The sequence below is a fragment of the Shinella sp. G-2 genome (assembly GCF_050172695.1).
Lineage (GTDB): Bacteria > Pseudomonadota > Alphaproteobacteria > Rhizobiales > Rhizobiaceae > Shinella.
The window spans coordinates 18,796-30,822 of the sequence record NZ_JBBEYH010000014.1 but is presented as its reverse complement, the minus strand read 5'-3'; the positions used below and the strand labels follow the sequence as shown (position 1 = coordinate 30,822).

Sequence of the window (12,027 nt, the reverse complement as noted above, 5' to 3'; positions counted from 1 at the left end):
TCACTTCCACATCGAGCGCATGCGCTCCCGGACATCCACGCGGATTTGATTTGCGCTCCGCTCGCTGGCCGCGGCCGAGACCTTCGGCCAGGTTGCCGTCTCGAAATACTGCAGCAAGGTGGCCGGGATGAAGCGCGTGCGCGACGCGTAGACATGCCTGTCTCCCGTGGCGGACTGGCCATGGGTGAAGAAGCGCTGCGGCGTGATCAGGGCCAGATTGTCGCGCGCTCGCGTCATGCCGACGTAGAGCAGCCGACGCTCCTCCTCGATTTCGGCGGTCGTGCCGGTGCCAAGGTCGGATGGAATGCAGCCATCGACGACGTTGAGCATGAACACCGCGCGCCACTCCTGACCCTTGGCGCTATGGATCGTCGAAAGGATCAGATAGTCCTCGTCCAGCAACGGCACGCCGGCCTGGTCGCTGGTGGCGTCCGGCGGGTCGAGGGTCAACTCAGTCAGGAAACGCTCGCGGCTGGCGTACCCGCTGGCGATCTGCTCGAGTTGGATGAGATCATCCTTGCGGGTGTCGGCATCCTCATGGATGCGATCTAGATGGGGCTCGTACCACATTCGCACGGTACCGATCTCTGCCGGCCAACCTGCCTCGGCTTTCCGCAGGGCAGTGACCAGCGCCACGAAGGCCGGCCAGTCATCGCCCGTCTTGGCCGGTGGCGGGATTTCCGCCAGCGATTGCAGCGGCTCGGGATCGGCCGCGATCGTGTCGAGAATCCTGCCGGCCGTCTGTGGCCCGATACCGGGCAGCAGTTTCAGCACCCTGAAGCCGGCAACCCGGTCACGCGGGTTTTGCGCAAACCGCATGACCGCCAGCAAATCCTTGACGTGCGCGGCGTCCAGGAACTTGAGCCCACCAAATTTGACGAACGGGATGTTTCGACGCGTGAGTTCGATTTCCAAAGCGCTACTATGGCTTGACGTTCTGAACAGCACGGCCTGCTGTTTCAGGGTGACGCCCACTTCCCGGTTGGCGAGCACCTGCTCGACGATATAGGCGGCCTGGTCGACCTCGTCCTTGACCGTCACCAGCATCGGGCGCTGCTCCGACGCGCGGTCGGTCCAGAGGTTTTTCGTGTATCGCTCGCGTGCCAATTCGATGACGGCATTGGCCGCTGCCAGGATCGGCTGCGTCGAGCGATAATTGCGGTCGAGCGTGATGACGTCGGCGGGCTTCGGTGAGAATTCCTGTGGAAAATCCAGGATGTTGCGGATGGTTGCCGCACGAAAGGAATAGATCGACTGCGCGTCGTCACCGACAACCGTCAGGCCACGGCCGCCCGGCGCCAGCGACATGAGGATCGACGCCTGCAGGCGGTTGGTGTCCTGGTATTCGTCGACGAGGATGTGGTCGAAGCGGTTGCCGACATCCTCTGCAAGCTCTGGTTCGGAAACCATCTGCGCCCAGTAGAGCAGCAGATCGTCGTAATCCAGGACATTCTGCACCTGCTTGGCCTCGGTGTAGGCGGCAAAAAGCTGCTTCAGCTCCTCTTCCCATTCCAGCACCCAGGGGTACCAGGATTTCAGGACCTCCTTGATCGACACCTGCGAATTGACCACGCGGGAATAGATCGCGATGCAGGTCCCCTTCGTGGGAAATCGGCTCTGCTTGGACGAAAAGCCCAGCTCGTGCCGGACGAGGTTCATGAGATCCGCAGAATCTTCGCGGTCGTGGATGGTGAAATCGACGCTGAGGCCGATCTGCTCGGCATACATCCGCAAGAGCCGCGCGCCGATCCCGTGAAACGTCCCCGCCCAGGCCAGCGCGTCCGTCATGATAGCGGCGTTGTCGCCGAGCACCTGCCGGCATATGCGCTGCACGCGCTTTGCCATTTCCGATGCAGCCCGGCGGGAAAAGGTCATCAGCAGGATGCGGCGCGGATCGGCGCCGTTGACGATCAGGTGGGCGACGCGATGTGCCAACGTGTTGGTCTTGCCGCTTCCAGCGCCCGCGATGATGAGCAGCGGTCCGCCGATCTGTCCCTCGGCCAGGCCAATGCCGTGTTCGACCGCCTCGCGCTGCCGGTCGTTCAGTTTTTCGAGATGCGCCGCCGCCATTTGTCCCCAGACACCATAAGAAAATTTTCCTGACCCCCGACGCCCGGATATCTCCTTGATGCGGCTAACGGATTCGTTTCAACGACTTAGCCAAGGAACATTTTCCGGACCGGAGGCCCGATTGACTCAGTTGAGCAATCGGAACAAATAATGAACATATCAGCTTGGAAAACCGCTGCAAACCCCGAAGGAGCAACAATTCTGCCGTGGCCAATCATGCCCTCAACCCCGTCCTGGCGGAACTTCGCGAGCGTATCGGCCAGCTGGAAGGCAGCCCGCAGCGCGCGCGGCAGGTCTTGCCTTTCGGTGTTACCGAGATCGACCGGGCATTGCCGGGCGGAGGGCTTGCCTTCGGCGCGCTGCATGAAGTCGCCGGTGGCGGCGGCGGGACGGTCGACGGGGCCGCGGCGGCGCTCTTCGTGGCAGGCATCGCTGCCAGGTCGCGGGGCAAAGTGCTCTGGTGCATGACGCGCCCGGACCTGTTTTTTCCCGCCGTTGCCCAGGCGGGGCTCCATCCGGATCGCGTCGTCTTTTGCGAAAGCGACCGCGAAGAGGAGGCGCTGTCCGCCATGGAGGAGGGGCTGTCCTTCGGCGGGCTTGCTGCGGTCGTCGGCGAGCTCGTTCGTCTGCCGATGAACGCCTCGAGGCGCCTGCAGCTTGCCGCCGAAAGGACGGGCGCCATGGGGATCGTCCTGCGGCGATGGCGACGACAGAACGAGGCCTCGGACTATGGGCAGCCGACGGCATCGACGACCCGGTGGCGCATCAGCACGCTGCCATCGCAACGGTTGCCGGTCGCGGGCGTCGGGAGGGCGCGCTGGCTGGCAGAACTCATGCGCGTCAAGGCGGGCGAATGCGCCGAATTTGAAATTGGAGCTCCCGATGCCAAGGGTCGTATCTGTCTACTTCCCGCAGCTCTCGACCGAGCGTATCCGGCGGCGCGCTGGCGAAGCGTTGCCGGCTGACAGGCCGCTCGTGGTGATTGCGCGCAGCGGCTCGAAACGCTGGGTCTCGGCCGCCGATCCAGCTGCCCTGAAGCTCGGTCTTCGCATTGGCATGCCGGCCAGCAAAGCACAGGCGATGATCGCCGATCTCCTGGTGGTCGACGCGGCGCCGGCAGAGGATGCTGTGGCGCTGGAGCGCTTGGCGCTCTGGGCGCTCCGGCAATACAGCCCGGTGGTCGCCGTCGATGGCGGGGACGGCCTGGTCATGGATACAGAAGGTGCCGACCACCTTCAGGGCGGCGAAAGCCTTCTCCTGTCGGGTCTCGTCAATCGCTTTCGCGGTCACGGGCTGACGGCGCGCGCGGCCGTGGCCGATAGCTGGGGCGCCGCGCACGCGCTGGCGCGGCTGCTCGCGGCGGAGACGACGATCGTGCCCGTTGGCGATGTCTCGAAAACGGTTGTTGACTTGCCGATCGTAGCGCTACGGCTGCCGGCGGAGATCATCAAGGGGTTGCGCGTTCTTGGTATCGACACCGTCGGCCAGCTCTCCGCCATGCCGCGCGCACCGCTAACGCTGCGGTTCGGGCCGGAGGTGGCGCGTCGACTGGATCAATTGTTTGGGCGGATCGCCGAGCCGATCGAGCCGATCCGTACACCAGAGCTCGTCGAGGTCTCGAGGAGCTTCGCCGAGCCGATCGGCGCACCGGAAACGATTATCCGATATGTCCGCCGGCTGGTCGGCCAGCTCTCCGCTCGCCTTGCCGAAGACGGTCTTGGCGCGCGGCGCTGCGACCTCTTCGTCCATCGCGTCGACAACACCAGGCAGCATCTGCGTGCCGGTCTTGCCAAACCAGTTCGCGATCCGGCGCGCCTGTCGAAGCTGCTCTGCGACCGCATCGAGAGGATCGATCCCGGCTTCGGCATCGAGAAGCTGGTGCTGGTCGCCGTCTTTGCCGAGCCCCTAGAGGAACGTCAGATTGCTTCCTCGCTGATCGAAGAAGAGGTCGCCGACATCACGCCGCTGGTCGACATTCTCGGCAATCGCGGCCACCGGCTCTTTCGCGTCGCGCCCGTTGCCTCCGACGTGCCGGAGCGTTCGGTCCGGCGGATTGCCGCGACCGCGCCTGACATCGGCGAGGCCTGGGCCGTGAAATGGCCGCGGCCGACGCGGCTCTTCGCAAACCCGGAGCGCATCGAGGTGATTGCGCTCCTGCCGGACCAGCCTCCGGCAGTGTTTGCGTGGCGCGGAAGGCGCCGAAAAGTCGTGCGCGCCGATGGCCCGGAGCGGATTTTTGGCGAGTGGTGGCGCCGGCCCCGCGAGTTTCAGGCTGTCAGGGACTATTTCGTGGTCGAGGACGAGCTTGGCGAGCGTTACTGGGTCTACCGCGCTGGCGACGGTATCGATCCTGAGACCGGTTCGCACCTGTGGTTTATTCATGGGGTGTTCGGATGAGATACGCCGAACTCCAGGTAACCACCCACTTCAGCTTCTTGCGAGGAGCGTCTAGCGCCGCCGAGTTGTTCGCCACGGCCGCCGCGCTCGGCATCGACGCGCTCGGCGTCGTCGACCGCAACAGCCTCGCCGGCATCGTGCGAGCGTGGGATGCGGCCAAGACCACCGGTGTTCGGCTTGTCGTCGGCTGCCGGCTCGACCTGGCCGACGGCATGTCGATCCTGGTCTATCCCATGGATCGGCCGGCCTATTCGCGGCTGACGCGGCTGCTGTCCCTTGGAAAAAGCCGCGGTGGCAAGGGCAATTGCCTGATCGATTTTGCAGATGTCGCTGAGCACGCTGCTGGATTGATTGGGGTGCTGGTGCCCGACGAAGCCGATGAGGCCTGCGGCGTGCAGTTGCGTAAGATGGCTGAGCTGTTCGGCGATAGGGCCTATGTCAGCCTCTGCCTGCGTCGCCGGCCGCTCGATCGTCTGCGCCTGCACGGTATCGCCGCTATGGCCGCGCGCTTGAAGGTTCGCACCGTCGTCACCAATGATGTGCTGTTTCACGAGCCGGGCCGGCGCCAGCTTCAGGATGTCGTAACCTGCATCCGCACGCGGACGACAATCGATGATGTCGGTTTCGATCGGGAGCGTCACGCTGATCGCTTTCTCAAGGCGCCTGAGGAGATGCACCGGCTTTTTTCCGAGTATCCGGAAGCACTCGCCCGAAGCCGGGAGATCGTCGAACGCTGCAATTTCGATCTCAAGGAACTGCAGTATCAGTACCCGGAAGAAGCCATTGTTCCTGGCCTCGATCCGCAGCAATCTCTGGTCAAATTCACCTGGGAAGGGGCTGCCTATCGTTACCCCGAGGGCGTGCCCGACAAGGTCAGGAAATCGCTGCGAGATGAGCTCGAACTGATCCGGGCGATGAACTATGCGCCCTATTTCCTGACGGTCTATTCCATCGTCCGTTTTGCGCGATCAAAAGGCATCCTCTGTCAGGGGAGGGGATCGGCGGCAAACTCGGCGGTTTGCTATTGCCTCGGCGTCACCTCTATCGACCCGGAGACCAACGATCTCCTGTTTGAACGCTTCATCAGCCAAGAGCGCGACGAACCACCGGATATCGACGTGGACTTCGAACACGAGCGGCGCGAGGAGGTCATCCAATGGATCTACGAAACCTACGGCCGGAGCCGGTCCGCTCTCTGTGCCACCGTCACCCGCTACCGCGCCAAGGGCGCGCTTCGCGACGTCGGTAAAGCGTTGGGTTTGCCGGAGGACATGATCGGTCAGTTGTCGTCCGGCGTCTGGGGCTGGTCGGAAGGGGTATCCGAACGCCAGCTGAAGGAAAACAACCTCAACAACGCCGATTATCGCCTGAAGCTGACCCTGGAACTGGCGCAGCAGCTGATGGGCACGCCCCGCCACCTCGGTCAGCATCCGGGCGGTTTCGTCCTGACGCAGGACAGGCTCGATGACCTTGTGCCGATCGAGCCGGCCCGCATGGACGACCGGCAGGTCATCGAATGGGACAAGGACGATATCGAAGCGTTGAAGTTCATGAAGGTCGACGTGCTGGCGCTCGGCATGTTGACCTGCATGGCCAAGGCTTTTTCCTTGATGCGGGACCATAAGGGTGAAGAGCGCGACCTTGCTTCGATCCCGGCCGAAGATCCCCGGACCTACGCGATGATCCGCAAGGCCGACACGCTCGGCACCTTCCAGATCGAAAGCCGGGCGCAGATGTCGATGCTGCCGCGCCTGAAGCCGCGGACGTTCTACGATCTCGTCATCCAGGTCGCTATTGTACGGCCGGGGCCCATCCAGGGCGACATGGTGCATCCCTACCTTCGACGCCGCGAGGGAAAGGAGCCGATCGATTATCCGACGCCTGAACTGGAGGCCGTGCTGTCAAAGACCCTCGGCGTGCCGCTGTTTCAAGAGTCGGCGATGCGGGTCGCGATGGTCTGCGCCGGTTTTTCCGGCGGGGAGGCGGACCAATTGCGAAAATCGATGGCCACGTTCAAATTCTCCGGCGGCGTTTCGCGGTTCAAGGACAAACTCGTCGCCGGGATGGTGAAGAACGGCTACACGGCGGAATTTGCCGAGCACACGTTCTCGCAGTTGGAAGGGTTCGGGTCCTACGGTTTTCCGGAAAGCCATGCCGCCAGCTTCGCGTTGATCGCCTATGCCTCGGCCTGGATGAAATGCCATCATCCCGATGTTTTCTGTGCGGCCTTGCTGAACTCCCAGCCCATGGGCTTTTACGCGCCGGCGCAGATCGTGCGCGACGCCCGCGAACACGGGGTCGAGGTGCGGCCGGTCTGCATCAATCAAAGCCGCTGGGACTGTACGCTCGAGGACGCCGGCGACGGCAGCCTGAGGGCTGTTCGCCTAGGCATGCGCATGGTCAAAGGCCTGACGACGGCGGACGCCGCCCGGATCGTGGCCGCCCGCGCCGATGAGCCCTTCGCGTCCGTCGACGATCTGTGGCGCCGCTCCGGCGCACCGACGGCAGCGCTTGTTCAGCTTGCCGAGGCAGGCGCCTTTCTCGCCTCGCTGCAGCTCCAGCGACGCGACGCCCTCTGGGCAATCAAGGCGCTCCGCGACGAGCCGCTTGCGCTTTGGACGGCGGCAGCCGAGCGGGAGGCGCGGCAGATTGCCGAAGCGCAGGAGCCGGAGGTTGCCCTGCCGTCCATGCGGGCGGGGCATGAAGTTGTCGAGGACTATTCCCATGTCGGCCTTACCCTCCGCCAGCATCCCGTCGCCTTTCTGCGCGAGGACCTTCGCCGGAAGCGTCTCGTCACCTGTGCTGAGGCCAATGCAGCCGCGGATGGACGCTGGCTGATGACGGGCGGCCTTGTCCTCGTCCGGCAGCGACCGGGCTCGGCCAAGGGTGTCATGTTCATGACGCTGGAAGATGAGGTGGGCATCGTCAACGCCGTCATATGGCCAAAGGTCTTCGAGCGGCAGCGCCGGCTTGTGCTGTCGGCCTCGATGGTGGCCATCAACGGCAAGATCCAGCGGGAGGGAGACGTCGTGCATCTGGTCGCCCAACGGCTGTTCGACCTGTCAGAGGACCTCGGCCAGCTGGGTGAGCGCGGGGAGGCTTTTCCGCTGCCTCATGGGCGCGGCGACGAATTTGCGCATGGCAACGGGGCGCCGGACCCGCGGGAGCGTCGCGCGGCAACCGCGCCGGCGCGCGATATCTTCATTCCGGATTTGCTGATCGACCGGCTGAAGGTGAAAAGCCGGAATTTTCATTGAACCGGTCACATCCCGAAAAGCACCCAAGGCGGAATGCCCAGCATCAACAGCCCGGCAACGACAAGCGCGCCGGCTGCGACCAGCGTCTGATCATTCTCACGCTTCAATCCGAGTTTCATAGCGGCCTCCCAGCTTCGCTGGACGCCGAATTCCTGGCCCGCCGGATTGTTCCCAAGGCCTTAATTGCAAGTCGCCAGAGCGTCTCCGAATACGAGATAACGCATGACAACGAGCATTCGGCCGGAGCGATGCCGTGACGCCCGCAACCGTTTACCTTCTCTATCTCAATAGCAGGAGGTGCTGTAGCTGCTCGGTGTGTCGCCGACGAAAGTGCTTTGCGGAGTTGTCGTGCAGTTCAACGGTCGATAGCTGCCGCTTTGTTGAAGCGACTGGCCGTATGCCGAAAGGCCAGCGCCAATCGCTGGTCCTATGTTTGCGGCCTTACGACGCATTGCCAATTCACGAGTGAGTTCCGCCTGTGCACAAGGTTCCATCTCCCGGGATCCGACTTTAACACCTTGGGCTATACACCGATCGACGATCTTTTTCGCCAGGGCATTTTGTTGGCTGTAGCTCAACTCTTCAACAGGTGTGGACTCGCACCCAACGCATCCAAACCCGAGTGGCGCGCGCGAGCATGCCGGCCCTCAGGTAACATAAGGGATTGATAAATAACGTATTTCTTGGATCACAATATCGTGCCCCCCGATTGACGACGGCAATGATTTCAATCTAGCCTGAAAAAATGATGACACAGATCAATCAAAAGGCGTATCCGTCGAAGTCAGTTATGTGATTCATGTCTCCTAGGCCAATCTTCCCAACCCTTTTCGCAATTGCAGCGGCGCTCGCGTTACTCGCCGGTGTCCTCGATGCGTTCCTTCGGTCGCGCAATAACCCAACGGAAGAAGACCGCGCACTAGGCATAAAGACGAGGATCGGTACCTATACTCGATTTGAACCTATGGGCTTTCTCCCACTATCGCTTGTGTTTGCCGCATACCAATGGCCAGACCGCGCCGCTTGCGTCTCCGATCCAGAGAAAAACGTTCTTCGATGGGCCGACTTCGGTACCGTTGAAGACATGGAAATTTGCTTGAGCAGAGTACTCGCAAACATGGCCGAGGACGACGACGTCGTAGCAACTTTGGTTGCGAATGGTTTTGCTGGAAGTGAAGCAATGCAAGTCGTCGGCAATCTTTCCGACAAAGTTAAGACGAGAATTGGCGGAATTTGTAAGGAAAACCATTATCCTTGCGGAGCTGCCCTGGGAGCTTTTTGGAGTATACCATTTAAGACACACTCCTACTCACTAAACATATATCGCAATTCGCCTGTAACATTAGACATTGACGTCACTGCAAACGTGAAGTGAGGAAGCGATGACAATATATCTAAATTGTATTATGCTTTGATCTCGCCGGGTTTCAGCCTGAAATCTGCCGCTCGATCCGTCGACACCGCTTCTTGATGAGGAAGACGAGGTTGGAGGCTATTTCCCGGTTCGAAACCGGGTATGACCGCATCTGTTCCAGCGTTTCGTCCGCTTTGGCCGCTACAAGAGCGGCAAGCTCTCTGACGCGCCTGGTCACGGTGGCAGGGCTGAGTCCGACGTCGGTTGCGAACTGACGCCAATCCTTTCCGTACAGCTCATCCGCATTGCGCTTGCCGGCCAATTGCTGGGGCAGGGATTGATCGACCTGCTTGTAGGGTGCCGCGCACATCAGGTCGTAGAGCGGTGCAAGCCTCGCCGTGCCGGATGCACCGACGAGGACGGAGTAGTTCTTGGCATGCGAGTCCGAATTGCAGATCAGGATGTTGAAGATCACCGCGTCGAGCAGACGGATGCGTTCCGCGGGCGAGACAAGGCGCGACAAAGCCTCGAACATCTGTGGCAGAGATGCGCCGCCACGCCGACCGAGACCGGTTTGCTCATATTTCTCTGCCGGGAACAGTCCCAGCAGCTGGCAGAAGTCCTCCTGGTGTATGCGGCGGATGATCCCCTGGCCGTCGGAAACCCGGTCATAGCGGCGCGCAAGGAGATAGTCCCGCTTTCCTGCCCGGCCCATTGTCACCTCGGCGGCGTCTAGACCGCAGAGCCTGGCAAGGATCATGCAGAACGCTTCGTTTGTGACGCTGCCCGCGAGACGCTTGATGTCGGGCTTCAGGATGTGGGTCGAGGGGGTGCCGTCAAGCGGGATACCGATCCGAACGTCGTGATCGATGTAAACGGGCAGTTTATCCTGGACGCCCGCGAGCGACATCGAGACGCCACGCTCACCGATCAGGAAAGGCCGCTCCGGAAGCTCGTCGATGATGCGCTCAAGTGCTGCCTCGTCATCGACGATGCGGAAATTATCTCCCTCCCGTCGCGGCTCACCGATCGAAAAGGCACCCGCTGTATCGCGACCGACGCGCATCAGGAGACCAAGCACGTCCTGGGGTGAGACCTTGAGCTGCTGACCGATTTCAGAGAGGTGGGTTTCCGGCAGCAGGTTCGCGAGCCAGGGCATGACCCGTTCGGGGCCATAGCTACCGGTGCGCATCGGCATCGTGAGCGACAGGGGGAAGGCAGAGGCCCGCTTCTCCCACTCTGGGTGATAAGAGAGAGAGAGGCCATCCTGGTCCGACAAGTGTGCCACAGGCCATTTCTCGTAGTAGATCGTCGTCAAGGTTGTATCCGATCAGGGAAAGCGTGGCAGGTAGCCGAGATCATCATCGGCCGCTGGAGCGGGCGAGGGAGAGACCGAATTCAGATCACCGAGGTTGATTCCGACCGTTCTGGCCGCGATCAGGGATTTCTCGAGCTGACAGCTGGGCTTGCCGTTCTCCAGATCGACCACGAAACGTTCCCCGGTGCCGCAGCGCTCCGCGAGCTGCGTTTGCGTCCATCCCAGCTTCTTCCTGTGTTCTCGGACAAGCGCGCCGAATTCTGCCGCCGAACGGATCATGATAGGTCTCCCTCCATATTCTGGCTTACCGTACAGGAAGAATTCACAACAATCCATGAAAACTTACCGAAAGGGAAGGGCGGCCATGTTGCGATCAGAACCCTCCCGATCGGGAAGCTTTTCTGTTGCCGTTGCTCAAGAAGAACCCTGCGAGGGTGGCAACCATCAGAATTTCGATAATGCCGATTAGATTGAACTGCATCTTGCTCTGCTACGATATGGCGATGACGGAATAGTCCGGCGTTCCTTCCCAGACGAGGTCCCAGGACGCGCCTGGCCGGACAGACTGAACCGCTCCGGGCTCGAAACAGACCAGACAGTTTGTGCCGGGTGCGCGGACGGAGGGATAGATCAGGCCTCGGCTTCCGTCGCGCCTCAGCCGCGCGGCAAGCTCCTGTCCCTCGAGATATCCGAGCTGCGGATCGGGATTTAGAGCCGCGTGTCCGGGCTCGTCGGTCATGTCGTCGAACTCCCCAATGAAATCGGCGAGCAATTCGACATAGCGGGCGCTGTCGTAATACGATCCGGTAAATCCGAGCTCGCGCGTTCGATGCCATGCGACCTCCGCGACCGACACCATCGCTTCCCAGGCGCAATACCAAGCCCCGCGCTCCTCGGAATTGAAGCGATTGCCGCCGGCCCTGGTATAGGTGAAGGCCGCATTGACATGCGTGTCACCATAAATTCTGAGGTCGTGGGTACGCCGCCGCCAGGCAAGTTCCCGCGGATCGAGATGTGGATTGCGCCCGCGTTCGGCGAGCAGGCGGGCACTGGTCATGCCTTCGATCTCGGCGAGGACGTCCAGCTCTTCGTCGGTATCGACCAGCCCGCGGAGTGCTGGCGGCTTGTGATAGGTTGCGGGCAATAACCGGACCAGACCGCGGACCGACAATTCGGTCTTTCTCATGCGCCGCCCCGTAGCGCGTCCAGATAGGTCCGGATCGCCAGGATCTGCGGGAGGCCACCGTCGATGGCAGTGTCGACGGGGCGCGCGCCGCCAAAGAGCGGGCCGGCATTTTGTCGGGTAAACCAGCTTCGGGCGAGTTGCTCCGAAAAGTAAAGTTCGAGCGACTTGTAGATGCCGATCACTGCGCTCAATCGCAGGAGCTGGTCTTTCGTCAGTTCGCCCGCAAAACCCGGCTTGCGCGCGCGCTTCCAGGTACTCTCCGACATGTCAGCGAGAGCTGCAGCCTCTCGAAGACTAAGCGACCAGGCATCGGCCACCCTGGCGTAGGCCTTCAGCGCAACGGCATTGAGTTCCGTAGGTTTGTGCGGCTTGGCGACGAGCTGCATAATGGTCTCCTATAGACCAAAGATAGTCCATCTGACCTGTATGTAAAGTCCATATGGTC

At 61.7% G+C, this 12,027-nt stretch carries 8 protein-coding genes; 3 read left to right on the top strand and 5 right to left on the bottom strand.

Features of this window, described 5'->3' with window-relative positions:
- Positions 1–2,070: an ATP-dependent helicase gene (locus V8U06_RS19250; protein WP_427142053.1), complete on the bottom strand. Its 2,070-nt coding sequence runs from the start codon at positions 2,068–2,070 to the stop codon at positions 1–3.
- Positions 2,071–2,276: 206 nt separating this feature from the next.
- On the opposite strand from V8U06_RS19250, the gene V8U06_RS19245 reads away from it, so the two are divergent.
- The 3 genes from V8U06_RS19245 to V8U06_RS19235 are packed head-to-tail and all read left to right on the top strand — an operon-like array spanning position 2,277 to position 7,724.
- Positions 2,277–3,035: an ImuA family protein gene (locus V8U06_RS19245; RefSeq protein ID WP_427142052.1), complete on the top strand. Its 759-nt coding sequence runs from the start codon at positions 2,277–2,279 to the stop codon at positions 3,033–3,035.
- The gene (locus V8U06_RS19240; RefSeq protein ID WP_427142051.1) at positions 2,953–4,467 is read left to right on the top strand and encodes a Y-family DNA polymerase; all 1,515 of its coding nucleotides are present in this window, start codon (positions 2,953–2,955) and stop codon (positions 4,465–4,467) included. Before V8U06_RS19245 ends, V8U06_RS19240 begins: the two co-directional genes overlap by 83 nt.
- Positions 4,464–7,724: an error-prone DNA polymerase gene (locus V8U06_RS19235; RefSeq protein ID WP_427142050.1), complete on the top strand. Its 3,261-nt coding sequence runs from the start codon at positions 4,464–4,466 to the stop codon at positions 7,722–7,724. The genes V8U06_RS19240 and V8U06_RS19235 overlap by 4 nt, the downstream gene beginning before the upstream one ends.
- Positions 7,725–9,151: 1,427 nt before the next feature.
- On the opposite strand, the gene V8U06_RS19230 is transcribed toward V8U06_RS19235, so the two are convergent.
- The 4 genes from V8U06_RS19230 to V8U06_RS19215 form a co-directional block, all read right to left on the bottom strand.
- Positions 9,152–10,396 carry a type II toxin-antitoxin system HipA family toxin gene (locus V8U06_RS19230; RefSeq protein ID WP_427142049.1) on the bottom strand — a complete coding sequence of 415 codons (1,245 nt, stop codon included), beginning with the start codon at positions 10,394–10,396 and terminating at the stop codon, positions 9,152–9,154.
- Between the two features lie 12 nt (positions 10,397–10,408).
- Complete coding sequence (locus V8U06_RS19225; RefSeq protein WP_427142048.1) at positions 10,409–10,675, bottom strand: helix-turn-helix transcriptional regulator; 267 nt, start codon at positions 10,673–10,675, stop codon at positions 10,409–10,411.
- Between the two features lie 211 nt (positions 10,676–10,886).
- Positions 10,887–11,582: an RES family NAD+ phosphorylase gene (locus V8U06_RS19220; RefSeq protein WP_427142047.1), complete on the bottom strand. Its 696-nt coding sequence runs from the start codon at positions 11,580–11,582 to the stop codon at positions 10,887–10,889.
- Positions 11,579–11,968, bottom strand: coding sequence for an antitoxin Xre-like helix-turn-helix domain-containing protein (locus tag V8U06_RS19215; RefSeq protein WP_427142046.1), 390 nt, complete (start codon positions 11,966–11,968; stop codon positions 11,579–11,581). Before V8U06_RS19215 ends, V8U06_RS19220 begins: the two co-directional genes overlap by 4 nt.
- Positions 11,969–12,027 lie beyond the last annotated feature (59 nt).